At 65.5% G+C, this 23,326-nt stretch carries 18 protein-coding genes and 1 pseudogene; 5 read left to right on the top strand and 14 right to left on the bottom strand.

All coding sequences use genetic code 11. The annotated features are described in order from the left end of the window. Window positions 1-5: 5 nt before the first annotated feature. Window positions 6-1,013, bottom strand: a complete 1,008-nt coding sequence (locus tag AB7M16_RS00395) for a Na+-dependent transporter (RefSeq protein ID WP_453942822.1) — start codon at window positions 1,011-1,013, stop codon at window positions 6-8. Between the two features lie 262 nt (window positions 1,014-1,275). Here AB7M16_RS00395 and AB7M16_RS00400 point away from each other — a divergent pair, with 262 nt between their 5' ends. Then, complete coding sequence (locus tag AB7M16_RS00400) at window positions 1,276-3,390, top strand: hypothetical protein (RefSeq protein WP_453942823.1); 2,115 nt, start codon at window positions 1,276-1,278, stop codon at window positions 3,388-3,390. A gap of 66 nt (window positions 3,391-3,456) precedes the next feature. On the opposite strand, the pseudogene AB7M16_RS00405 reads toward AB7M16_RS00400, so the two are convergent. After that, a pseudogene (locus AB7M16_RS00405) lies at window positions 3,457-3,606 on the bottom strand (Na+-dependent transporter); the annotation flags it as partial. A 181-nt stretch (window positions 3,607-3,787) separates the two neighbouring features. On the opposite strand from AB7M16_RS00405, the gene AB7M16_RS00410 reads away from it, so the two are divergent. Then, window positions 3,788-4,825: a DUF2155 domain-containing protein gene (locus AB7M16_RS00410; protein WP_453942824.1), complete on the top strand. Its 1,038-nt coding sequence runs from the start codon at window positions 3,788-3,790 to the stop codon at window positions 4,823-4,825. 11 nt (window positions 4,826-4,836) lie between these two features. Here AB7M16_RS00410 and aat read toward each other — a convergent pair whose 3' ends face one another. The 10 genes from aat to AB7M16_RS00460 all read right to left on the bottom strand — a co-directional run bounded on the left by aat (window position 4,837) and on the right by AB7M16_RS00460 (window position 14,766). Further along, on the bottom strand, window positions 4,837-5,517 hold the full coding sequence (gene aat / locus AB7M16_RS00415) for a leucyl/phenylalanyl-tRNA--protein transferase (protein WP_453942825.1): 681 nt from the start codon (window positions 5,515-5,517) through the stop codon (window positions 4,837-4,839). Between the two features lie 56 nt (window positions 5,518-5,573). Beyond that, the gene (locus AB7M16_RS00420) at window positions 5,574-6,686 is read right to left on the bottom strand and encodes a sensor histidine kinase (protein ID WP_453942826.1); all 1,113 of its coding nucleotides are present in this window, start codon (window positions 6,684-6,686) and stop codon (window positions 5,574-5,576) included. Continuing rightward, window positions 6,683-7,123, bottom strand: a complete 441-nt coding sequence (locus AB7M16_RS00425) for a response regulator (RefSeq protein ID WP_172788656.1) — start codon at window positions 7,121-7,123, stop codon at window positions 6,683-6,685. Before AB7M16_RS00425 ends, AB7M16_RS00420 begins: the two co-directional genes overlap by 4 nt. Then, a complete protein-coding gene (locus tag AB7M16_RS00430) occupies window positions 7,120-8,646 on the bottom strand; it encodes a sensor histidine kinase (RefSeq protein WP_172788657.1) in 1,527 nt (508 codons plus the stop codon). The genes AB7M16_RS00425 and AB7M16_RS00430 overlap by 4 nt, the downstream gene beginning before the upstream one ends. A 106-nt stretch (window positions 8,647-8,752) precedes the next feature. Continuing rightward, window positions 8,753-10,111: an acetyl-CoA carboxylase biotin carboxylase subunit gene (gene accC, locus AB7M16_RS00435; protein ID WP_172788658.1), complete on the bottom strand. Its 1,359-nt coding sequence runs from the start codon at window positions 10,109-10,111 to the stop codon at window positions 8,753-8,755. An 84-nt stretch (window positions 10,112-10,195) separates the two neighbouring features. Then, window positions 10,196-10,684, bottom strand: coding sequence for an acetyl-CoA carboxylase biotin carboxyl carrier protein (gene accB / locus AB7M16_RS00440; protein ID WP_453942827.1), 489 nt, complete (start codon window positions 10,682-10,684; stop codon window positions 10,196-10,198). Window positions 10,685-10,719: 35 nt separating this feature from the next. Beyond that, window positions 10,720-11,187 (bottom strand): type II 3-dehydroquinate dehydratase, encoded by a 468-nt coding sequence (gene aroQ / locus AB7M16_RS00445; RefSeq protein WP_025036005.1) that lies wholly within the window; start codon window positions 11,185-11,187, stop codon window positions 10,720-10,722. 224 nt (window positions 11,188-11,411) lie between these two features. Then, window positions 11,412-12,293, bottom strand: coding sequence for a DUF1236 domain-containing protein (locus tag AB7M16_RS00450; protein ID WP_453942828.1), 882 nt, complete (start codon window positions 12,291-12,293; stop codon window positions 11,412-11,414). A gap of 208 nt (window positions 12,294-12,501) precedes the next feature. Next, window positions 12,502-13,269: a DsbA family protein gene (locus tag AB7M16_RS00455; protein WP_172788661.1), complete on the bottom strand. Its 768-nt coding sequence runs from the start codon at window positions 13,267-13,269 to the stop codon at window positions 12,502-12,504. 96 nt (window positions 13,270-13,365) lie between these two features. Further along, on the bottom strand, window positions 13,366-14,766 hold the full coding sequence (locus AB7M16_RS00460; protein WP_453942829.1) for a M48 family metalloprotease: 1,401 nt from the start codon (window positions 14,764-14,766) through the stop codon (window positions 13,366-13,368). A 205-nt stretch (window positions 14,767-14,971) separates the two neighbouring features. On the opposite strand from AB7M16_RS00460, the gene AB7M16_RS00465 reads away from it, so the two are divergent. The 3 genes from AB7M16_RS00465 (at window position 14,972) to AB7M16_RS00475 (ending at window position 18,216) form a co-directional block, all read left to right on the top strand. Continuing rightward, a complete protein-coding gene (locus tag AB7M16_RS00465; RefSeq protein WP_453942830.1) occupies window positions 14,972-16,159 on the top strand; it encodes a pyridoxal phosphate-dependent aminotransferase in 1,188 nt (395 codons plus the stop codon). Window positions 16,160-16,239: 80 nt separating this feature from the next. After that, entirely contained in the window at window positions 16,240-16,797 is a 558-nt protein-coding gene (locus AB7M16_RS00470; RefSeq protein WP_172788700.1) for a biotin transporter BioY, read from the top strand. 84 nt (window positions 16,798-16,881) lie between these two features. Next, window positions 16,882-18,216 carry a dicarboxylate/amino acid:cation symporter gene (locus tag AB7M16_RS00475; protein WP_172788664.1) on the top strand — a complete coding sequence of 445 codons (1,335 nt, stop codon included), beginning with the start codon at window positions 16,882-16,884 and terminating at the stop codon, window positions 18,214-18,216. A gap of 79 nt (window positions 18,217-18,295) precedes the next feature. On the opposite strand, the gene AB7M16_RS00480 is transcribed toward AB7M16_RS00475, so the two are convergent. Both AB7M16_RS00480 and AB7M16_RS00485 read right to left on the bottom strand, forming a co-directional pair. Continuing rightward, window positions 18,296-19,528 carry an NAD(P)/FAD-dependent oxidoreductase gene (locus AB7M16_RS00480; RefSeq protein WP_172788665.1) on the bottom strand — a complete coding sequence of 411 codons (1,233 nt, stop codon included), beginning with the start codon at window positions 19,526-19,528 and terminating at the stop codon, window positions 18,296-18,298. 66 nt (window positions 19,529-19,594) lie between these two features. Continuing rightward, window positions 19,595-22,717, bottom strand: coding sequence for an Rne/Rng family ribonuclease (locus AB7M16_RS00485; protein ID WP_453942831.1), 3,123 nt, complete (start codon window positions 22,715-22,717; stop codon window positions 19,595-19,597). Window positions 22,718-23,326: the final 609 nt, after the last annotated feature.

Genomic DNA, 23,326 nt, shown 5'->3' on the forward strand with positions numbered 1-23,326 from the left:
GCCGACTAGGTGATGTGGCCCGTGGCCGCCCCGCCGGACGTATCTGCGCGCACTCTCAGCCGCCGCGCGATCGGCATCAGCATGTACGGCGCGAGGTGAATCGGAAACTGCGTCAGCGCGAAATAGAGCCAGGTGGTGGGCGGCAATGCGCCGGCGGTGGCCGCCAGCATCAGGCCCAGATTGCGCTGTGACACCATCAGGCCGATCGCAAAGGCGCGCTCGTTGCCGGCGCGGCGAAAGATGAATGTCGTGACGGCGAGCAGGGTGAAATAGACCGCGAAGGCAAGCAGTGCGACGCCGGTCGCAAACAGCGGATCGGCGAGGAAATCGTGCACCACGTCGCCCATGACGGCGGATGCGAACACCAGCAGGATGAGGATGTTGAAGCCGTCGATCGGCCGCCTGTGGCGCTGGATCGCGTCGGTGCCGAACAGTCGGCGGATGACGGTCGCGGCCAGCAGCGATGCGGCGAGGATGCCGAGCAGCTTCAGGCCGAGCGCGAGCGGCGAGATGCTGAGCATGCCGCCGAGAAAGAGGCTCGCGAACAGCGAGGCGGTCAAGGGCACGAGCGCAGTCGCGGTGACCAGCGTGACCAGCGGCAGGGTGGCGTCGAGGCCGATCAGCGCGGCGAGCGCGGGTGCTGCCATCATCGGCGAAGCCATGCCCTGGAGCATCAGCGCAAGGAAGAGACCGGGTGAGCTTCTGTCGAGCCCGCTTCCATGGGCGATGAGGCCGACGATCAGCGGCACACCGATCGTGGTCCAGGCCGTGGCGGCCCCGACCAGCGCCGGCCGGCGCAGATGTCCGTACAGCGCGACGAGATCGACGCGCATGAAGGAGATGCAGAGCAGAAGGAAGATCGCTTCGGTGACATAGGGGCGCAGCAGCGCGCCGAGCGGCGGCACCGCGACCGCGATGAAGGCGATCGCCGCCACCGCGCGCGTGCCCTGGCCGCCGAGCCAGGTCAGGGCACGCAGGGGAAGGGCGAGGGCGGCTTCGAGGAGGGAGGGCATCTCTGTCGGGATTGTCGGTTCGGGGGCATTCCCGCCCCGAGGAGGGGCTCGCGACTATCCCATCCGGATGCCGGGCTGGCCAGATCGGGCCGGGAAGGGCAGGGATGCCGCCCTTCCCCCGCCGGATTCGCCGGATGTCGGTGGAAAGCACCAGTTGTAGTGGAAACAAAGGCTGAACGCGGACTGCGAGAGTCTGCGGACAGACTGAGTTCCGGTACACTCCTTCCGGTTGTCCCGGGTCGGATGAGTCGAGGAAGCGAGTATGAGCAACGTAACGCGACGAGCGCTGCGCGTGTACATGGCGCTGTCTGAATTGAAACGGGATAGTGGGGACGTTCTGGACGCCCTCGTCCCATTCTTCGAACCCATCTTAGCGGTAATGCACGGCAAGGTCTTTGACCCCGAACTCTTGGCCAAGGGGGCGCAAAAGCTTTACCACTGGCGCATTAACCGCGACATCGCCGAAGCCTTCATCCCGCGCTTGACGAAGAAGGGATACGTTCAGCGCAAGGCCAATGGTGTTTATGTTGTCGATTACCAGCAGCCTGCTGATGCCAAAGTCGATGACATCTCTAACATCTTGGAGAAGATTATCGATGAGTTCGAGAAGTTTCCGCCTCGGGTTACCGATCTACTCAACTATCACCGCAGCCGCGAAGAGTTGACGGAAATCCTCATCCGTTTCCTGCTTTCGCTTGATGCGTATGGTGAAGCCGCGTTCGCTGCGCAGGTCGATCGGATGGTTTCCGAAGAAGAGCGGCAGGTACTTGATCAGCTCGAGGAGGGCGGTAAGCCACTGCCGAACGATGATCGCTACATGAGTGCGCGATTCGTAAGGCAGATGTGCACCAACAAGCCGGAGTACGTCCCGCACTTTGCGCGCCTAGCCTCGATTGCACTGCTTACGGAAGTTGTAGAAGACTTCATAAAGCCAACACAGCCCGCGACCAACGTGAATCTCACGGTTGTTCTGGATGGCCCAGTAGCGCTGGATTACCTCGGCTGTTCCGGAAAACAGATGGAGGATGATGTGCGATCAATCATCGACTCCTTGCGCGGCATCGGCTGTACGATCGTGGTCTATCCTATGACCATCGGAGAGATTCAAAACAACCTCACAACAATGCTGAGCAGGCCGCATAACAAGAGGTTTGGCGCCACACACGCAGCTATGCGCTCTGGCGAGGTAATGGAAAGCTACGTGCAGGCTGTGGCGAAAGATCCGGAGTTGGCGCTGGATAATGTGAAGATTCCGGTGAAGGCGATCGACCTGGAGCAATTCCCAAACCAGCAGAAATGGTTTGATCAAGAACGCCATGACGACTTTCTGAGCCAGGTTGTGTGGGGCAACGATGTCGCCGCGAAGGAACATGACGCAACGGCCCTGACGCTGACTATGCGTCTACGCGAGGGTAGGCATAGCAGCGACCTCTTCCGATGTCGGTATGTGTTCGTGACGCGCAACGCCACGTTTGAGCGCACTTCACGCCGATATTGTCTACAGAGCCAGATCCTCAATCAGGTGCAAACAGGACCGGTCGTTCACCTACGCGAACTCGCAACGCTTGCTTGGCTCCGTACGGGGCTTGGTCCTGCCGGTCAGGAGATCCCGAAGGCGCACCTGCTCGCGACGTGCGACCGCGTGCTCCGCGCACGGACAGAGGTGCAGGACGCTGTTGCGGCGAAGCTGCAAGAGGTAACGCCCGAAAAGATGCCGCAGTTTGAGTTACTCATCCAAGATCATCGCAGCATTCAGCGCCTCGCCGACGAAACGCTCAATGATGAGCGCGTGGTGACGGCTGAGAACGCCAACCAACTGCTTGAAGCGATGCGGCAAGCCACTATCGAGGAGGAGAGAGCTGCCATGGAAGCAGAGAAATCTGCAGCCCGGCAGCGAGCAAACAAGCGCCACAAGGCTGACCAAATCGCTCTCAAAGAAGCTGAGGCGCGTGCTGATGCGGCGACATCTGCGTTGGCTCAGGCGGCCGCTAAAGAACAAGGCCGTCTTGCTCGCGCCATCGCTCGGACAAATCTACTGCTTAAGCTCATCGACCGTACAACTCTTGTGATTCTCCTCTTCATGGGGGCGACCGGGGCATATGACTTCGTTACAGGCGGAAGCCTTAAGCAGTATCTTGCGTGGAAAATAGTGATGGGCATCGCAGGCGCTTTCGGCCTGTACCATTTGATCGCGCATATTCGGGGACACCATGTGCTTGGAACCACGAACTTCCTGAATTGGCTTGGTAGGCACTTGCTCAAACGAGCCCTTGTTCGGGCCGACATTGACGGCATTGACCTCGACAAAGGGATTGAATTCGTGGGCGGTCAGGCTCGCAAAAAGAGCTCTGGAAGCCAAGATTTTGCGCTCTACTGAAGCAGGCTCACTTGAACTGAATCTCCATTTCAGCCGATTAGCCCCTCAAGTGGACGGCACTTGCCGCTCGCGTGGATGGGGACGGAGCAGCGCGCCGAGCGGCGGCACTGCGACCGCGATGAAGGCGATCGCTGCCACCGCGCGCGTGCCCTGGCCGCCGAGCCAGGTCAGGGCGCGCAGGGGAAGGGCGAGGGCGGCTTCGAGGAGGGAGGGCATCTCTGTCGGGATTGTCGGTTCGGGGGCATTCCCGCTTTCGGCCCCGGGGAGGGGCTCACGACTATCCCATCCGGGAGCTGGCCTGGCCAGACCGCGCCGGGAAGGGCTGGGTTGCCGCCCTTCCCCCGCCGTATTCGGCGTGTTAACCGGAGGGCCTGCGAGCGGCGGTATCCCCTGTAGAATGTCCAACGAGCCCGATTCGCTGTTGAAGCCGCGCGAAATGTTCAAAATCTTTTCCCTGACCGGTCTTGCGGCGCTTTTGGCCGCCACCGCACTGACGGCTGCGACGCCGGCAAGTGCGCAGATCGGCACGATCTTCTCCGATCCGCCGCCGCTGCGGCCGCCCGGCAACATTCCGCGCGGCCAGCCCCAGCCGCAGCCGATGCCCGAGGACGACGAAGAGGTGCCGGAGCTGCCGCCGCAGGGCCGTGTGCTGCCGTCGCGCCCGATGCCGCCGCCGGGCCGGCAGGGCAACGTGATGCCGGGGCCGGTCGAGACCCAGCCTCTGGCGCCGCCGCCGGGCTCGACCCTCGCGCCGCCAAACCAGCCGCCCTCCGCCGCGATCGCTCCGCCGGGGCCGCAAGGCGCGCCGGGTGCGCCCGGTCAGCGCCAGCCCCAGCAGAAGGGCGGGCCGGGCGGCGCCGTGCCACAGACCCCGGCCAGCCTGCAGCCGGGCGACGAGGTCGTGACCGAGCCGCCGGCCCAGAAGATCGTGAACAAGAAGGCGACCTTCTCCGGCCTCGACAAGATCACCGGGCGCATCATCAATTTCGACGAGGAGATCGGCGAGACCGTCCAGTTCGGTGCGCTCCGCGTCAAAACCAACGCCTGCTACACGCGTCCGGCGACTGAAGCGGCCAACACCGACGCCTTCGTCGAGGTCGACGAGATCACCTTGCAGGGTGAGGTGAAGCGGATCTTCTCGGGCTGGATGTACGCGGCAAGCCCTGGCCTGCACGGCGTCGAGCATCCGATCTACGATATCTGGCTGACCGACTGCAAAGAGCCGCAGCAGACCGTCGCCACGGCGGCACCGGATCCGGCCGCGGCAAAGCCGCCGCCACCGCCGCCTGCACAGAAAAAGGCCGCCCCCAAGCAGGTGCAGCAGCGCCCGCCGCAGCCGCTGCCGCCGATCCAGCAGCAGCAGCCGGCACCGCCACCGCCGCCCCCACCGGAGCAGCGCCCAGGCCTGTTCGGCATTCCCGGATTCGGCCGCTAACGAGCTGTTCGTTATTGCCGCGAAGCGATGATCTCCAGGGCGCGTGCGCCCGGGATCGCTTCGCCGGCGGAGAGCCTCAGGAAATCGCCGGCATCGCCCGCCAGCGCCTTGTCGAGCAGCGCGGTGTAGCGTCGCCGCGAGATCTCGACTGCGCCGAAGCTCTTCAGGTGCTCGGTGACATATTGGGTGTCGAGCAGCTCGAAGCCGCCGTGAATGAGCCGCGCGACCAGATGCACCAGCGCGACCTTCGAGGCATCGCGCACATTGTGGAACATGCTCTCGCCGAAGAAGGCCCGCCCCAGGCTGACGCCGTAGAGACCGCCGACGAGCTCGTCGCCCTGCCAGGCTTCGACGCTGTGGCAATGGCCGAGCTCGAAGAGCCCGCCATAGAGGTCGCGGATGCGCTTGTTGATCCAGGTGTCCTCGCGTCCCGCTTGCGGCGCAGCGCAGCCGGCGATCGTCGCCTTGAACGCGGTGTTGACGGTGACGCGAAACTGATCCGAGCGCACCGTGCGCGCGAGGCGCGAGGCGACGCGGAAGCCGTCGAGCGGGATGACGCCGCGCAGCTCCGGCTCGACCCAGAACAAGGTCGGATCGTCGGCGCTTTCCGCCATCGGAAAGATGCCGCAGGCATAGGCGCGCAGCAACACGGCCGGCGTGATTTCAGACGGGGCGGAGTCGCGCGAAGTCATGGCTTGGCATCATAGCAGGATCGCAATGCAGTTGCGATGGGTGGCCGCCGGACCGCTCAGCTCGCCGCAGCGGTGCTGGTCTTGCCGACGCTTGGGGGCACGCGGCCGAACTTCAGCACGACCCGGGTTCCGGAATGGGTGGGATCACGCTCCACCGTGGCGTCGAGCTTGGTGGCCATGGCCGCGACGATGCGCTGGCCCATGCCGGTGGAGCGCGGATCGGCCTTGACGTTGTCGCCGACGCCGTCGTCGGTGATCGAGAGCAGGAGATCGTCGCCTTGCGAGATCAGCTCGACATGGATCGGACCGGCGCCGTCCGGATAGGCGTATTTCACCGCGTTCATCACCAGCTCGTTGACGATGATGCCGACGGCGACCGCACGGTCCGGATCGATCTCGATCGGCTCGGCCTTCAGCGTCAGGCGCGACATCCGGTTGCCTTCGGCCGACCGCCTGAGATCCTCGAGCAGCGAGTCCAGATACTGATTGAGGACCACGCTCTTGAGGTCCTGCGAGGTGTAGAGGCGGCGGTGCACCTGCGCCACCGCGGCGACGCGGCCCATCGCATTGGTCAGCGCCGCCTTGACCTCGTCCTGCGCTGCGGAGCTCGCCTGCAGGTGCAGCAGCGAGGCGATGATCTGGAGCGAGTTGCCGACGCGGTGGTTGACCTCGCGCAGCAGGAGCTCGCGTTCGGCGGCGAGCGCCGCGTAGCGGTCGCGCGAAGCGTGGATCTCGGCCTCGGCTTCCTCGCGCGCCCGCTGCAGCTCGGCCTGGCGCAGCGCGCCCTCGGCGGCGACGTGGAGGAGCGGGATGAAGTCGCCCTGGACGTCCTTGACCAGATAGTCGGCCGCTCCCGCCTTGAGCGCGGTCACCGCGATGCTGGAATCCTGCGAGGCGGTGACGAACACGACCGGCGGCGCGTCCGGGATCGCCATGATCTGCTCGAGCGTCTCGAGCCCATCGAGGCCCGGCATGTACTGATCGAGCGCGACGACATCGATGCCGCCTTCGGTGCTGTTCTGGGCGGCGCGGCGGATGCGCTCGAGGCCTTCCTCGCCGCTTGCGGCATGGACGACCCGGAAGCCGCGCCGCGTCAGGCCGCGATCGACCAGGCGCGCCAGCGCCTCGTCGTCGTCGATGTAGAGCAGTGTCGGCGTGCGCTGGTTCATGTGGCGGCGGGCGGGACCTGGATGACCGAGAAGAACAGTCCGAGCTGCCGGATGGCGTTGGCGAAATTCTCGTAGTTGACGGGCTTGGTGATGTAGACGTTGCAGCCGAGCTCGTAGCAGCGCTTGATCTCCTGGGAATCGTCGGTGGTGGTCAGCACCACCACGGGCGAGGCCTTAAGATACTTGTTCTCCTTGATCTGCCTCAGGATGTCGATCCCGGTCATGTCGGGCAGGTTGAGGTCGAGCAGGATCAGGAGCGCGTTGCCCTTCTGCACGAGCCCGGAGCCGTCGGCGCCGAACAGGTGCCGCATGGCCTCGGTGCCGGTGGCGAAGGAGACGATCTCGTTGTTGACGCCCGAGCGGCGGATGTTGCGCTCGATCAGGCGGGCATGGCCCTCGTCGTCCTCGATCATGATGATGGTGACAGGCTGGGTCATCGATCTCGGTTCCGGTTGCTCACGTTCCAGGCGATCGGCAGCGTGATCGTGAAGGTGCTGCCCGCATTAAGTTCCGATGATACCGACATGGTGCCGCCGAGGCGACGCACAAGTGCACGCACATGCGCAAGGCCGATACCCTGGCCAGGCTTATCCTGGGTTCCCGCGCGGCGGAACAGGTCGAATATCCGCTGGTGGTCCTTCGGATCGATGCCGCGGCCGTTGTCGCTGACCTCGAAGATAGCGTAGCCGAGCTTGGTCCGCCCGCGGATTCTGATCTCGCCGGGCACGCCGGGCTTGAGATATTTGATCGCGTTGTCGATCAGGTTGGAGAAGATCTGCTCGAGGGCGAGGCGGTCGCTCACGAGGTCCGGCAGGGGCTCGAGATGGATCTCGGCCTGCGCCTCGGCCGCCTGGTGCGCCAGCGTCGTCGCGATGGCCTCGATCAGCTCGCGCGTGTCAACCTTCACCGGCTGGAATTCACGCCGGCCCTCGCGGGTGAGGTTGAGGATGGCCGAGATCAGCCGGTCCATCTTGGCGATCGACGATTTGATGAAGCCGAGTGCTTCGGAGAAATCCTCCGAGAGCTGCTTGTCGGCGCCTTCGAGCGCGATCTCGCCCGGCGCGGCAGGCGCGAGCGGAGCTGCCCCCGCGGGGACATGCGCGAGGCTGCCGATGCGGCGGAAGATGTCGCCGCCGAGCTCTTCGAGCTCGCTCGTGAAGCCCATGATGTTGACGAGCGGCGAGCGCAGATCGTGGCTGACGATATAGGCAAAGCGCTGGATCTCGTCGTTGGCTTCGCGCAGATCCGCCGTGCGCTCGTCGACGACGGCCTCCAGATTGAGGTTGGCATCGCGCAGGCGCGCTTCGGCCTCGTCGCGCACGCGCGCCGAGCGCCGCACCAGCCAGATCGAGATCAGCGCCAGCACCACCACGAGGCCGGAGCCGATACCAGTCATCGAGGCGGCCAGGGTCTGGCTGTGGTCGGAGTTGGTCGTGCGGAGGCGGAACAGGCGCTCCTCCTCCTGGATCATCGCGTTCGCGACGCTGGTGATCCTGGTCGTGGTGTCCTGCGCCGCGGCCTCGCGAACCAACGCGGTGGCCCTGTCCGGCTGGCCCTGCTGCATAAAGATCATTTCCTGCGCAAACTGACCGAGACGGATTTCGATCGCCGCGCTCAGCTTCTCGACATTCGCGCGTTGCTGCGGATTGTCGGCGCTGAAGCGCGTGAGCTTGTCGAGGGCCGGAATGATCGCCGAAACGGCCTTTTCATGGTCGACCCTGAAGTTGTCCCCCTGGGTCAGCAGAAAGCCTCGGGCGCCGCTCTCGGCGCGCCGGATCTCCAGCAGCAGGGCATTGATCTGGTTCTCCACCTCGATGGTGTGAAGCACCCATTTGCTGTCCTCGCGCGCCTTGTTGACGAGGTAGACGGAGCCGGCGCTGATCACGGTCAGCACCAAAATGCCCGCCGCGAACAGCAGGACCTGCCAGAATGCCCGCCGTCGCTGGCCTTCAGCCGTCACGACGGTTCACCTGTTTGCGTGCGATGGAGTTCAAAACGCCCCCTTGGAATTGGCCCCAACCCTCCAGAACGCGATCGGGGCCAGAGGGTTCCACAAGGGGACGAGGTTATCGCGGGGCGGGTTCCGCCTTGCCGGCCAGGTACTGCTCCAGCCAGTGGATGTGGTAGTCGCCATTGATGATGTCGGCCTCGCGCACCAGCGCACGGAACAGCGGCAGCGTGGTCTCGATGCCTTCGACCACCATCTCGTCCAGCGCCCGCCGCAGCCGCATCAGGCATTCGGCCCGGGTCTTGCCGTGCACGATCAGCTTGCCGACGAGGGAGTCGTAATAGGGCGGGATCGTATAGCCTTGGTAGACGGCGGAATCGATCCGCACCCCAAGGCCGCCGGGCGGATGATATTGCAGGATCCGGCCCGGCGAGGGGCGGAAGGTCTGCGGATTCTCGGCGTTGATGCGGCACTCGATCGCGTGGCCGATGACCTGGACCTCGTCCTGCCTGGCCGGCAGGTCGCCGCCGGCGGCGATGCGGATCTGCTCCAGCACGAGGTCGATGTCGGTGATGCTTTCGGTGACGGGATGCTCCACCTGGATGCGGGTGTTCATCTCGATGAAGTAGAACTCGCCGTCCTCGAACAGGAATTCGATGGTGCCGACGCCGAGATATTTCATCTCGCGCATCGCTTTGGCGCAGGTCTCGCCGATCTTGGCCCGTGCGGCGGCGGCGAGGACGGGCGAGGGGCCTTCCTCCCAGACCTTCTGGTGGCGGCGCTGCAGCGAGCAGTCGCGCTCGCCGAGATGGATCGCGCCGCCGCGGCCGTCGCCGAGGATCTGGATCTCGATGTGGCGCGGCTTCTGCAGGTATTTTTCCAGATAGACGGAGGCATCGCCAAAGGCGGATTTGGCCTCGTTCGCCGCCGTCGACAGCGCCACCTGCAGGTCCGCCTCGCTGTGCGCGACCTTCATGCCGCGGCCGCCGCCGCCGGCCGCCGCCTTGACCAGCACCGGGAAGCCGATCTTCCTGGCGATCGCCAATGCATCGTCGTCAGGACCGACGGCGCCGTCCGAGCCGGGCACCACGGGGATGCCGAGCCGCTTGGCGGTCTTCTTGGCCTCGATCTTGTCGCCCATCAGGCGGATGTGCTCGGCCTTCGGACCGATGAAGTGCAGATTGTGCTCGGCGAGGATTTCCGCAAAGCGCGCGTTCTCGGAGAGGAAGCCGTAACCGGGATGCACGGCATCAGCGCCGGTGATCTCGCAGGCCGCGAGCAGGGCGGGCACGTTGAGATAGCTGTCCTTGGACGCCGGCGGCCCGATGCAGACGCTCTCGTCCGACAGCCGCACATGCATGGCATCGGCGTCCGCGGTGGAGTGCACGGCGACGGTCGCGATCCCGAGCTCCTTGCAGGCCCTGAGGATGCGAAGAGCGATCTCGCCGCGATTGGCTATGAGGATCTTGTCGAACATGTTGTCCTGCAGCGAATGGCGAAGTGGCGAATGGCGAGTAGGGAAGGCTGACGCCATTCGCTAATCGCTATTTCCCCATTCGCGTCACTCAATGATTACCAGCGGCTCGCCGTACTCGACCGGCTGGCCGTCCTCGACCAGGATCTGCGTCACCGTGCCGGCGCGCGGCGAGGGGATCTGGTTCATCGTCTTCATGGCTTCGATGATCAGCAGCGTCTGGCCGACCGAGACCTTGGTGCCGACGTCGATGAACGGCTTTGCGCCCGGCTCCGGCGCCCAATAGGCCGTGCCGACCATCGGCGAGGTCACGGCGCCGGGATGCTTCGACAGATCGGGCGCGGCAGGGGTTGCGGGGCTTGCCGCCACCGGCAGGGCGGCGGGAGGAGCCGTCACCTGCATCGGCATGGTCGCGGCAACGCTGATGTTGCGGGCGACGCGCAGGCGCAGGCCCGCCCGCTCGATCTCGATCTCGGTGAGGCTGGTCTCATCGAGCAGAAGTGCCAGCTCGCGAACGAGCGCGGAATCCTCGCTGGAAAACTTTGCGGCTGCTTTGTCGTCTGGCTGGCGCGCCATGTTGTTTGATCCGAATGTTCTGATGGAAGGGAGCGTCAGGCGTTGGGCTTGATGCCGAGCTTGGCGGCAAGGCCCTGGATGGCGAGGCGGTAGCCCTCGATGCCGAAACCGCAGAGCGAGGCGAAAGCCGCGCGTGCGGTGTAGGAATGGTGACGAAAACTCTCGCGGGCGTGGATGTTGGTCACATGCACCTCGACCGTCGGAATCTGCACGGCGAGCAGCGCATCGTGCAGTGCGATCGAGGTGTGGGAATAGCCGCCGGCATTGATGATGATGCCCTTCATCTTGCGCCGATGCGCCTCGTGGATGAAGTCGATCAGCTCGCCTTCGCGGTTGGACTGCCGGCAGTCCGCCTTCAGGCCGAACGTCGCGGCCGTCTCCCGGCACAGCGCCTCGACGTCGGCCAGCGTCGCATGGCCATATTTGTCGGGCTCGCGGGTCCCCAGCATGTTGAGGTTCGGCCCGTTCAGGACGAGGATCGTGTCGGTTGCAGGTTCGGCCATTCCAATCCCGGGAGAGGTGTTTCGGCGTGGCGGGGGTTATAGGTAACAAAGCGCTGGAGGGGAAGCCTTGAAGGGCCTCGAGGGCAGCTTCAAGCACCTCATCCAGTGCGCAAAAACCTGTGCGGAAACTACGGAAATTGCTTGTTAACCAGGCCGAAGCATGGCTGCCGGGCGCATGCAAAGGGGCGGGCATCGCTGCCCGCCCCCGATTGCCGTGTTCTGCGTCAGACGTTCAGGACGGCCACGATCTCGTAGGTGTCCGGATTGATGATGACGATCTCATCGCGGACCAGGACGTACTTGTAGGTCCGCCACTCCGGATAGATGGTCACGACCCGGGACGGCAGAGCGTGCAGGGTAATGCCCTCGCGCGGGATGCGGGTGCCGACCGAGATCGAGAAGTTCACGTTCGTCACGGGGGCGACGCGCTCCTCGCGGATCACGGACGTGATCTGCGTCCGCTGCTCGGTCGAAAGCTTGGCAGCGGCGCCGGCCTGGCCAACCGTGGTCGAGCTCTGGCCCTGCACGTTCTGGGTCGAAGTGGTGCCGGTCTGACCCTGCGCGTTCTGGTTCGTGGTGCCAGTCTGGCCCTGAGCATTCTGGTTGGTGCTGGTGCCGGTGCCCTTCTGGGTCTCGGCGTTGTTGGTCGAGGTGCCGCTCTTGCTGCCCTCAGCCTTCATGTCCTTCTGGTCCTTGCTGCCGGACTTGCTGGTGTCCTGGCTCATGCTCTTGGACTTGTCCTGCTGGGACTTGTCCATCTGACCCTGCGCGCGCTCGTCGGTGCGCTGGCCCTTGGTAGCGCCGGCCTTGTCTTCGGCCGCGTTCTTGTGCATCGCGCCGCCCGAGCGGTCGTCCTTCATCGCGCCGGACTTGTCTTCGGACTTGGTCGCGCTGGAGCCGCCGGCCTGGCCGACAGTGCCCTTATCGTGGCTCATGGAATCGCGACCCATCGCGCCGCCGCGCTCGGCGCCGCCGCCGGAGGGCTGGGAATGCTGCATCTGCTGCGAGCCAGCGCCAGTGTCGCGGCCCTTGTCTTGTGCGTTCGCCAGACCGGTGCCCGCGACGAGTGCGACTGCGGCAACCGAAATCATAAAGCGGTTCAACATCGAAATTCTCCTCACGTGTTCATTCGCGTCATTGCCCGCGCCGACAACGAAAGGAGATTTGAGTTGTTCCGGAACTTCGACTGTTCCACGGCATTTGTTTGTTGAATGCCAGATGAATGACTTGGCACGAAGGCGCCAACGTTCCGCGCAACAAAAAAGGCCGGCAGATCCGCCGGCCTTTGCTGTTCTCGCTAGCGTCAACGTGTGATCAGCAAGTCGCCTTGCCGCAACGGGCAATGCCGATCTTTTCCTTCAGGCTTTCGACGCCGACGGCGCCGATCACGATCTGCTTGCCGATCACATAGCTCGGCGTGCCGTTCATGCCCATCGCTTCGGCGAGCTTGAAATTCTCCTCGATGGTGGCGCGCACCTCGGGGCTGGCGATGTCCTTCTCGATGCGAGCCGTGTCGAGACCCGCTTCCTTGGCGGCCTGCATCGCGCGGGCCTTGTCGGCGGCGCCGCGACCGCCGAGCAGCTTCTGGTGGAAGTCGAGATATTTCTTGCCGGAGGGATCCTGCATGCGCACGGCGACCGCGACCTGCGCCGCTTCGACCGAGCCCTGGCTCAGCACCGGAAACTCCTTCAGCACGACCTTCAGCTTCGGATCGCCCTTCATGATGGTCAGCATGTCGTCCATCGCGCGTTTGCAATAGCCGCAATTGTAGTCGAAGAACTCGACGAAGGTGACGTCGCCGTCCCGGTTGCCGAGCACGACCTGGCGCGGCGAGTTGAAGATCGCCTCGGCGTTCTGCGCGATGCTGGCTTCGTGCTTCTGCGTTTCGGCCGCGGCCTGCCGCTTGCTGAGCTCGGCCATGGCCTCCTCGAGCACCTCGGGATGGCTGACGAGATAGTTCTTGATGATCTTCTCGATGTCGGTGCGCTGGCTGTCGGAGAAACTGTCGGCGGAGGCGGGCACGGCCGCGCCGAACATGGCGAGCGCGAACAATGCGGGAGCGAGCAGGCGCAGCGAAGGCATAGTCAAATCCTCTTATCCAAAGCAGGTTTCGAGAAACGTCCCGGCGGATTCAAGCCCGGTGTCGTGACGTCGTGGTCGGCCGTCGTTCGAGTTGCGTCAATTGCGCGGCGGCTTCGCCGCAACGATGTCGTCGGCCTTGACCCATCCGGGCGTGCCGACAGCGAAACGGGTTTTCGCGCGCGTCGCAAGCTCGCGGGCGGTCTTGTTGTCGCCGCGCAAATAGGCGGCCTGGGCCGAGGCGAGATCTGCCTCCGCATAATCTCCCTTCCGGCCATAGGCCATCGCGAGCTGGGTGTAGCCGAGCGCCGCCTCGGGCTCCCGGGCCACCGCGGCGCGGAGAATCCGAACGGCCTCGTCGGTGTAGGCCTTATTATCGGTTCCGACCAGAGCCTGCCCAAGTAACATCTCGATGAGGGGGGCGTTGTTCGAGAGGGCGACGGCCTTGCGCAAGGGAGCGATCGCTTCGGCCGCCTTGCCGCTTTCCAGGAGCGCCTGGCCGCGCACCTCGTAGAAATACGGGTTGTTCGGCTGCACCTGGATCAGCGCGTCGATCTGGGCGAGCGCGCTGCGCAGATCGCCGTGCAGGTAGGTGCTGATGGCGCGGGCATAGCGCGCCGGCAGGCTGTCGTTGGTCTGGGGATAGCGGCGGTACACCGTCTCCGGCCGCTCCATGAAGGCGGAAATCTTGGCACGGACCATGTCGTGCCGGAGCTGGAGCGCGGGATCGTCTTTCTTGTTCCAGTACGGGCTGGAGCCTGCGAACTCCTGCAGCGCGGCGACGCGCTCGGCCGGCATCGGATGCGACTGCAGGTAGGGATCGGCACCGCGCGCGGCGAACAGGCTCTCGCTGGTGAAGCGCTTGAACGTCTCGTACATGCCCTTGGGCGATTGCTGGGTCGCCGCCAGGAATTTCACGCCGGCACGGTCGGCGTTCTCCTCCTGCTGGCGCTGATAGGACAGCAGCGACCGGCGGATCACCTCCTGCGGAGCGGCGATCGCGGCCGCGCCGGCATTGGCGAGCCCGTTGTTGCCTGCGCTGCTGCGCTGGGTGCTGCCGGCCGCAATCGCGCCGGCGCCGAGCAGCATCGCGATGATCATCTGGGTCTGGGCGGCGGCGAGCTGCTCGCGCAGCTTGGACAGATGGCCGCCCGCCAGATGTCCGGTCTCGTGCGCGAGCACGCCGATGATCTGGTTCGGCGTCTCCGATTGCAGGATCGCGCCCCAATTGACGAAGATGCGGCGGCCGTCCGCGACGAAGGCGTTGAACGAGCCGTCGTTGATGATCACCATCTGGATGTTCTGCTTCTCCAGACCGGCAACGCGCAGGATCGGGCGCGTGTATTCGCGCAGCAGTTGCTCGGTCTCGGTGTCGCGCAGGACCGGCGGCCCCTTGGCCTGCGCGTGCGCGGCCGAGAACGGCGTCAGCGCGATCGCCGTGGCCGTGACGAGGGCGGTGAGGGCGGAGGCCTTCTTGCGCAATGCGATCTGGAGCGACATCAAGCGGTCTTGGTCAAACGGGCTCGGTCAAGTGTTCTTGGTCAAGCAGTTTCGTGATTGGTTTTGGTGATTGGCGGCGGACCGGATACGCGATATGCCCTTGTGAGCGTTGCCCTTATTGAGCCGCACAATGCGGCCAGTCTGGGGCGCAAGCGCCTCGTTTTCGGACCGGACGGACCGGTTCGCCAGCCAATAGCAGAAATCGATGTACGATGCGACATTGAGGAACCGGTTGGGGCAGTGGCTCGAGCCCTCCCGCCGCAGCGATGTTCCCCCGTTCATGGTGATGGACGTCATGGCCGCGGCGGCCCGAATCGAGGCCGCCGGTGGTCATGTCATCCACATGGAGGTCGGCCAGCCCGCGGCCGGCGCGCCCAGGACCGCGATCGCGGCCGCCCATGCGGCGCTCGAGGCTGGACGGATCGACTATACCTCGGCGCTCGGCATCCCCTCCTTGCGCGCGCGCATTGCGCGCCATTATCGCGACACCTATGGCAGCGACGTGAGCCCCGATCGGATCGTCGTGACGACGGGCTCGTCGGGCGGCTTCATCCTGGCGTTCCTGTCGATGTTCGAGCCCGGTGATCGCGTCGCCGTGACGGTGCCGGGCTATCCGCCGTATCGACACATCCTGACCGCACTCGGCTGCGAGCCTGTGCTGATCGAGACCACGAACGAGACGCGGCACGCGCTGACCGGCGAGGCGCTGCTCGCGGCCCATCGCAAGGCGCCGCTGAAGGGCGTCCTGGTCGGCAGCCCCGCCAATCCCACGGGCACGATGATGTCCCGCGACGCGCTCACCGGCCTGATCGCGGCGGCGGAAGACGCCGGCATCCGCTTCATCTCGGATGAGATCTATCACGGTCTCGATTACGCGTTTCCAGCCGTGACGGCGGCGGCGCTGTCCGAGCATGCGCTCGTGATCAACTCGTTCTCGAAGTATTTTTGCATGACGGGCTGGCGCGTCGGCTGGATGGTGGTGCCCGAGATCCTGGTGCGGCCGATCGAGCGGCTGCAGCAGAACCTCTCGATCTCGGTGCCCTCGCTGTCGCAGATCGCGGCGGAGGCTGCATTCGACGGCGCGGCCGAGATGGAGGCGATCAAGCACGGCTATCAGGAAAACCGGCGTGTCCTGATCGATGGTTTGCCCAAGGCCGGATTGACGAGATTCCTGCCGGCTGACGGCGCCTTCTATCTCTATGCCGATGTCTCGGACTTCACCTCGGACAGTTTCGAGTTCGCCAAGCAGATGCTGGAGCAGGCGGGCGTGGCGGCAACGCCGGGCCTCGATTTCGATCCCATCCATGGCCGTTCATTCATCCGCTTTTCCTATGCCCGCTCGCTCGATGAGATGCGGGAGGCAGTTGACCGGATCGCTCACTGGCTTAAATAGCGCCAGTTTTAGACAGCCTTCCGGAGTTCGACGTGCCTGACCGTTCCGCCGCTACGCCACATTCTTCTCTCGCCGCATTGATGTGGCCGACCCGACCGGGCGAAGCCGTCGGCACGCTGCGTGCCGTCGTGCTGATTGCGCTCGGCACCGCGTTGATGGCGCTGTCAGCCAAGGTGAATCTGCCGTTGCCCTACGTGCCGATGACGCTGCAGACGCTGGTGGTGCTGATGATCGGCGCCGCCTATGGCTGGCGCCTTGGCAGCGCAACCATGATCGCTTACCTCGCCGAGGGCGCGATCGGGCTGCCGGTGTTCGCCGGTCCCGTGGGTGGCATCGCACCGCTCGTCGGCCCGACCGCGGGCTATCTGTTCGGCTTCGTATTGGCTGCGTTCGTGACCGGCTGGCTCGCCGAGCGCGGCTGGGATCGCAGCGTGACGCTGCTGTTTGCGGCGATGGCTGCGGGCCACATCGTCATTCTCGCGACCGGGTTCGGCTGGCTGGCATTCGGCCTTGGTCTCGGCGCCGCCAAGGCCTGGCAGGTCGGCATCGTGCCGTTCATCGCGGCCTCACTGGTCAAGAATGCGCTCGGCGCGACCCTGATGCCGGCGGCGCGCCGGCTCGTCGAGCGCCGCGGGTAAAACGCGCCAACACGAGCAGTTCCAATTGACAGGGCCGGCCAAGTTGATCTTGGCTGGCCCAATGTTGTGAGGGGAGTGAAACTGATGACGACGACAACGATGGCGGGGGCGCCGGTCGCGCCGCCCGTTGCCAAGCCGTGGTACAAAGTCCTCTACGTCCAGGTGCTGATCGCCATCGTGCTCGGCGCCATCGTCGGATGGCTGTGGCCGACCGTCGCCACCAACGAATGGATCAAGGCGCTCGGCGACGGCTTCATCAAGCTGATCAAGATGGTGATCGCCCCGATCATCTTCTGCACCGTGGTCTCCGGCATCGCCCACATCCAGGACGCCAAGAAGGTCGGTCGTATCGGCGTCAAGGCGCTGGTCTATTTCGAGGTCGTCTCGACCTTCGCGCTGGTGATCGGTCTCGTTGTCGGCAATCTCGTCAAGCCGGGCTCCGGCTTCGGCAATGCGGCGGCAAACGAGGCAGCCGTTGCCAACTACGCCAAGCAGGCGGCCGGCCAGAAGTCCGTCGACTTCGTGCTGCACATCATTCCGGACACCGTGGTCGGCGCCTTCGCGCAAGGCGAGATTCTCCAGGTGCTGCTGTTCGCAGTGTTGTTCGGCTTCGCCTTGATGAGCCTCGGCGAGCGCGGCCACACCATCCGCAGCTTCATCGACGATGCCGCGCACGCGGTGTTCGGCGTCATCTCGATCGTGATGCGCGCGGCGCCGATCGGCGCGTTCGGTGCGATGGCCTATACGATCGGCAAGTTCGGCACCGGCGCGATCCTGAATCTGGTCGGCTTGATCGCGACGTTCTACGTCACGGCTGCGCTGTTCGTGTTCGTCGTGCTCGGCCTCATCGCGCGCATGGCGGGGTTCTCGATCTTCAGGTTCCTCGGCTACATCAAGGACGAGCTGCTGATCGTGCTCGGCACCTCGTCCTCGGAAAGCGCGCTGCCGTCCTTGATGGAGAAGCTGGAGCGGCTCGGCTGCTCCAAGTCGGTGGTCGGCCTCGTCGTGCCCACGGGTTACTCGTTCAACCTCGACGGCACCAACATCTATATGACGCTGGCGACGCTGTTCATCGCGCAGGCGCTCGGCGTCGAGCTCTCCTTCGGCCAGCAGATCACCATCCTCGTCGTGGCGATGCTGACCTCGAAGGGCGCCTCCGGCATCACCGGAGCGGGTTTCATCACGCTGGCGGCGACGCTCGCCGTGGTCGATCCGCGGCTCGTGCCGGGCATGGCAATCGTGCTCGGCATCGACAAGTTCATGAGCGAGTGCCGCGCGCTGACCAATCTGTGCGGCAACGGCGTCGCCTGCGTGATCGTCGCCTGGTGGGAAGGCGAGCTCGACCGCGACAAGCTCAAAGCAAACCTCGCCAAGGAGATCGATCCGACCGACATGGAGACGGCGATCACGACGGACTGATCCTTGCAGCGCGAGCTGCGCTGTCAGAGTCGAAGTAATAGGCTGGTCGAGATCCTCGATCAGCCCTTTTTCCTTGAGGCTAGAACCGCTCCGGCCGATACGGCGTAGGATCGACCGCCGGAGTTTCGCCGCTCATCATCTCCGCGAGCAGGCGTCCGGTCGCCGGTCCCAGCGTGAAGCCCTGATGGCCGTGGCCGAAATTCATCCAGAGGCCGGGGTGGCGCGGGGCGGGGCCGAGCACCGGCAGCATGTCGGGCGTGCAAGGCCGCGTGCCGAACCACGGATCCGGCTCGGCCCGCTTGCCGAGGTCGATCAGCTCGCGCGCGGAGGCTTCGGCGCTGGCCAGCTGCACCGGCGTTGCCAATGCGTCCGCGCCCGTCAATTCCGCGCCGGTGGTGATGCGGATGCCCTTGGCCATCGGCCCCATGGCGTAGCCGCCGCTTTTGTCGATGAGGGGCAGGTCGAGCGAAGCGCCGCCGCTGTAATGCATGTGGTAGCCGCGCTTGCGCACCAGCGGGATGCGATAGCCGAACTTGTACAACAAATCGGGCGACCACGGCCCGAGCGTCACGACGGCGTGGGCCGCGTCGATGCGCCCCTCGTCGGTGTCGACCGACCAGCCGGTCGCGGTCTGCCGCAAGCTCTGCGCATCACCGAGCACGATCCTGCCGCCGAGGCGCGCGAACATCTCGGCATAGGCCGTGACCAGCGCGCCGGGGTCGGACACGGTCCAGGTGTCGAGCCAGTGGATCGCGCCCGGAAGATCGTCGCGCAGGATCGGCTCGGCCCTGGCAAGCTCGCTGCCCGACAGCACGCGATAGTTCACGCCGAATTCGCGCTGATCTTCCTCGGCGGCCTTGATCGATAGATCCAACGAAGCGCGATCGCGAAACAGCGCCCGGTAGCCGGCGCGGCGGATGAGATTGTCGGCATGCGCCTCGCGGATCAGGATGTCGTGCTCGGAAGTTGCGTAGGCGATCAGCCGTGCCCACGCCTCGATCGCCTCGCGATGCCGCTTCGGCGCCGAATGCCACCAATAGCGGAGCAGGGGCTCGATGTGCAGATGAAGCGAGGAGAGGCTGTAGCGCACGTCGTTGGTGCGGCCGGTCGCGATCTTCAGGAGCGAGGCGAGGTCGCGCGGCATCGGATAGGGGCGCACCGCTTCGGCCTGGATCATCCCGGCATTGCCGTAGCTGGTCTCGCGGCCCGGCTCCCGGCGATCGACCAGCGTCACCGACCAGCCGCGCTGCTGCAGATGCAGCGCGGCGCCCACGCCCACCATGCCGCCGCCGAGAATGATCGCGCTTTGCATTGCTGCTGACCTCATCAAAATCAAAACCGCCCGGTTTGGCCGGGCGGTTTCAACTCTTTTGTCCCTTTACTCGCCGCCGCCGAAACGGCGTGACCACCAGCCAGCCCGGCGCGGGGCGGTCGGGCTTTCGCTTACCGCCTCCGGTGCGGGCTCAGCTGCCGGCGCGGGTGCGGCGACCGGCTCGGTCGCCTCCGCTGCCGGCGTTGCGGGCTCCGGCTGGCTGTTCAGCAGGAAGCTGACCTTTTCGCGCACGGTGGAGCGGCGCCGCGCGGCCCTGTCGCCGGCAGGCTCTTCGTCCGGCGTTGCGGCCGTCGTGGCGGGAGCCGGCTCCGGCTGCTGGGCCGGCGCCTCGGTCTGCATCTCCGCGCGCGGCTCGGGCTGCGCAACTTGCGGCTCGGTGCTGGGCTCGGCTTGCGCGATCGAGGGCGAAGCCTGGCCGCCGAAACCGTCGAAATCGGCGACGGCGTCGACAGCTTCCGGCGGCTGGCTGGTGCCGAGCTCGTCGCTGATGGAGCCGGCAAGACCTTCCTCGCCGCCACCGCGACGGCGGCGTCCGCCGCGGCGACCACGCCGGCGCCGGCGATCACTGCTGCCCTGCTGTTCGCCGCGGGCCGCCTGTTCCTCGCCTTCCTCACCGTCCTGCTCGGACTCGGTCTCGTCCTCGCCTTCGGCGGCGACCATCGCGGGCTCGGGCAGGGTCGGCGCCGTATCCTCGCGCAACTCACCTTCGCGCGGGCCACCGCGACCACGCCGACGGCGACGGCGCTTGCGGCGCTGGCCGTCCTGCTCGGAGGCTGCCTCGCCGCCGGCTTGCTCGTCAGCAAGACCTTCGGTCTCGTCGGTCTCGACCTCGGATTCAGTCTCCAGGTCGAAGCCGTCCTCGTCGTCGTAGACTTCTTCGGCCAGCGGCGGCGGACTCGCCGCGGCTTGGGCTGCAAGCAGCGCCTTGGCGGCTTCGAGCGTATGCACCTGCTCGCCGCGGTCGATCACATAGGCCTGCGGGCCGCTGACGCTAGCGTCGGCGATCACCGACAGCGTGACCTTGAAGCCGTTCTCGAGGTCGCGCAGATGGCCGCGCTTGTGGTTCAGCACATAGAGCGCGACGTCGGTGCGGGTGCGGACCACGAGATTGTGGGTCGCGCCCTTCATCAGGATCTCTTCGAGGCCGCGCAAGAGCTGCAGCGCCACCGAGGACACCGAGCGGACATGGCCGGTACCGCCGCAATGCGGGCACGGATCGGTCGAGCTCTCGAGCACGCTGGCGCGGATGCGCTGGCGCGACATCTCGAGCAGGCCGAAATGCGAGATGCGGCCGACCTGGATGCGCGCGCGATCCTGCCTGAGGCAGTCGGACAGCTTACGCTCGACCGCGCGGTTGTTGCGCTTCTCGTCCATGTCGATGAAATCGATGACGATCAGGCCGGCGAGGTCGCGCAGGCGAAGCTGGCGGGCGACCTCTTCGGCCGCCTCCAGATTGGTCTTGAGCGCAGTGTCCTCGATATGGTGCTCTCGGGTCGAGCGGCCGGAGTTGACGTCGATCGAGACCAGCGCCTCGGTCTGATTGATGACGATGTAGCCGCCGGAGCGCAGCTGCACGGTCGGCGAGAACATCGCATCCAGCTGGCTCTCGACGCCCATGCGCGAGAACAGCGGCTGGCCGTCGCGATACTGCTTCACCGCGCTGACATTGGCGGGCATCAGCATCTTCATGAAGTCGCGGGCTTCGCGGTAGCCGGCTTCGCCGGCGACCTGGATCTCGTCGATCTCCTTGTTGTAGAGGTCGCGCAGCGAGCGCTTGATCAGCGAGCCTTCCTCGTAGACGAGGGTCGGGGCCTGCGACTTCAGCGTCAGGTCACGCACCGTCTCCCACATCCGGATCAGATATTCGAAGTCGCGCTTGATCTCGGGTTTGGTGCGGGAGGCGCCTGCGGTGCGCAGGATGATGCCCATGCCCTCGGGCACGTCGAGATCCTGCACCACTTCCTTCAAACGGGAACGGTCCTGCGCGCTGGTGATCTTGCGGCTGATGCCGCCGCCGCGTGCGGTGTTCGGCATCAGCACGGCATAGCGGCCGGCGAGCGAGAGGTAGGTCGTCAGCGCCGCGCCCTTGTTGCCGCGCTCTTCCTTGACCACCTGCACCAGCATCACCTGGCGGCGCTTGATGACTTCCTGGATCTTGTACTGGCGGCGCGGACGGAAGGTGCGCTCCGGCACTTCCTCCAGCACGTCGTCGCCGCCGACGGATTCGACGACTTCCTCTTCGGCATCCTCGCCATCTTCCTCATCCTCGTCGTCGTCCTCACCGGCTTGTTCTTCACCGGCTTGGGCGGCCTCGGCATGCGGCGCTTCAGTGCTTTCGCCGGCGGCGTAAACGGCATCGGCCGGCTCGGCGGCCGACGTCACGGCTTCGGCCAGAGGCTCTGCCTGCGCTTCGGCGCCATGAGCTTCGGAAGCGGGAACGTCGAAGGTTGGGGCCGGCTGCGGCTCGGCAGCGGTCTCGACCGCGGGCTCGGCGCCGACCGCCGCGACAGGCGCGGGCGTCTCGCCGGCGCGATCATGGTCATGATGATCGCGCTCGTCCTCATGGCCGTGGGCGTCATCGTGAGCGTGATGGTGCTCGTGATCATGATGATGATCGTCATGATCATGGTCATGGTCGCTGTGATCGTGGCCCTCGTGCTCGCCGTGATGCTCCGTAGCGGCGTGCAGATGCTCGCCCTCGGCATGCTCCGGCAGTGCGGCACCTTCGACCGGCTGGGCGGCGGGATCGGCGCCGGCCTCGAGACCCTCGACGATGTCGCTGCGCACGCGCTCGCCATGACCGCGTCGGCGGGCGTTGCGGTGGCGCGAGCGGCGGCGCCCGTGCGAGCGATTCTCGCTCTCTTCCTCGGCCTCGCGATGGGCCTGTTCCTCGGCCTCGATCAGCGCCTGCCGGTCGGCGACCGGGATCTGGTAGTAATCGGGATGGATTTCGCTGAAGGCGAGGAAGCCGTGGCGATTGCCGCCATATTCGACGAAGGCGGCCTGGAGCGAGGGTTCGACCCTTGTGACCTTGGCGAGGTAGATATTCCCGCGCAGTTGCTTGCGTTGCGCGGTCTCGAAATCAAACTCTTCGACGCGATTGCCGCGGACCACGACGACCCGGGTCTCTTCCGGGTGGGTGGCATCGATCAACATCTTGTTGGGCATGTCTTAACTCTTGGCGGCGGCGGGCGCGATAAGCCGTGGGCGCGTATCGCGCCGCCGGGTGACGCGACGGTCCACCTGATTCGGGGGTGAGGGGAAGGCCGAAACGCCGTCTCTCGCGCCTTGCCGAACCGGAAGCTTCAGGACCATTGCGACGCGCGGGATTGTCACTCCGCAGCGTCGCGAATGCTCCTTCAGATTTCGTCGGCACAGTCTGGCGCATCAAGCGTCGGCCCGTATGAAACACTGGGCGGCGAGGCCGCCCTTCAATCAGTTGCTGCTGGCCAGGCACGGCGCGAGCGCGCTCGCCTTGGGGATCACGAACCGCCCCCTTGGGATCAAGGGACCGGGTAATGGGTTACGCCGCTGTCAGAACCGTCCCGGTAACATGAGTGGTAACCCGAGACCGTCCGCCGCCGGGGCTTGACCCGCTCCACCTCGCTGCCGCGCACCGCGCTGGTCTTAGAGGGAAACGGAAAACGCTGGAATTCCCAAACCTTGAGAGTTCCGGCGCTGCACCGGGAGGCTGAATGCGACACAACCGGAAATATCGGCCGTCAGCATTCCGTACATACGAGGAATGAGCCATCGGTGCAAGGGAGCGTCGCACGG

The sequence above is a fragment of the Bradyrhizobium sp. USDA 372 genome (assembly GCF_053629095.1).

Excerpts from the sequence above, each read along its gene's own strand:
- AB7M16_RS00480 (WP_172788665.1), bottom strand. The coding sequence starts at position 19,528 with ATGCAAAGCGCGATCATTCTCGGCGGCGGCATGGTGGGCGTGGGCGCC.
- accB (WP_453942827.1), bottom strand. The coding sequence starts at position 10,684 with ATGGCGCGCCAGCCAGACGACAAAGCAGCCGCAAAGTTTTCCAGCGAG.
- AB7M16_RS00410 (WP_453942824.1), top strand. The coding sequence starts at position 3,788 with ATGTCCAACGAGCCCGATTCGCTGTTGAAGCCGCGCGAAATGTTCAAA.
- AB7M16_RS00450 (WP_453942828.1), bottom strand. The coding sequence starts at position 12,293 with ATGTTGAACCGCTTTATGATTTCGGTTGCCGCAGTCGCACTCGTCGCG.
- AB7M16_RS00465 (WP_453942830.1), top strand. The coding sequence starts at position 14,972 with ATGTACGATGCGACATTGAGGAACCGGTTGGGGCAGTGGCTCGAGCCC.
- aat (WP_453942825.1), bottom strand. The coding sequence starts at position 5,517 with ATGACTTCGCGCGACTCCGCCCCGTCTGAAATCACGCCGGCCGTGTTG.
- accC (WP_172788658.1), bottom strand. The coding sequence starts at position 10,111 with ATGTTCGACAAGATCCTCATAGCCAATCGCGGCGAGATCGCTCTTCGC.
- AB7M16_RS00395 (WP_453942822.1), bottom strand. The coding sequence starts at position 1,013 with ATGCCCTCCCTCCTCGAAGCCGCCCTCGCCCTTCCCCTGCGTGCCCTG.
- AB7M16_RS00425 (WP_172788656.1), bottom strand. The coding sequence starts at position 7,123 with ATGACCCAGCCTGTCACCATCATCATGATCGAGGACGACGAGGGCCAT.
- AB7M16_RS00420 (WP_453942826.1), bottom strand. The coding sequence starts at position 6,686 with ATGAACCAGCGCACGCCGACACTGCTCTACATCGACGACGACGAGGCG.
- AB7M16_RS00455 (WP_172788661.1), bottom strand. The coding sequence starts at position 13,269 with ATGCCTTCGCTGCGCCTGCTCGCTCCCGCATTGTTCGCGCTCGCCATG.
- aroQ (WP_025036005.1), bottom strand. The coding sequence starts at position 11,187 with ATGGCCGAACCTGCAACCGACACGATCCTCGTCCTGAACGGGCCGAAC.
- AB7M16_RS00470 (WP_172788700.1), top strand. The coding sequence starts at position 16,240 with ATGTGGCCGACCCGACCGGGCGAAGCCGTCGGCACGCTGCGTGCCGTC.
- AB7M16_RS00475 (WP_172788664.1), top strand. The coding sequence starts at position 16,882 with ATGACGACGACAACGATGGCGGGGGCGCCGGTCGCGCCGCCCGTTGCC.
- AB7M16_RS00485 (WP_453942831.1), bottom strand. The coding sequence starts at position 22,717 with ATGCCCAACAAGATGTTGATCGATGCCACCCACCCGGAAGAGACCCGG.
- AB7M16_RS00400 (WP_453942823.1), top strand. The coding sequence starts at position 1,276 with ATGAGCAACGTAACGCGACGAGCGCTGCGCGTGTACATGGCGCTGTCT.
- AB7M16_RS00460 (WP_453942829.1), bottom strand. The coding sequence starts at position 14,766 with ATGTCGCTCCAGATCGCATTGCGCAAGAAGGCCTCCGCCCTCACCGCC.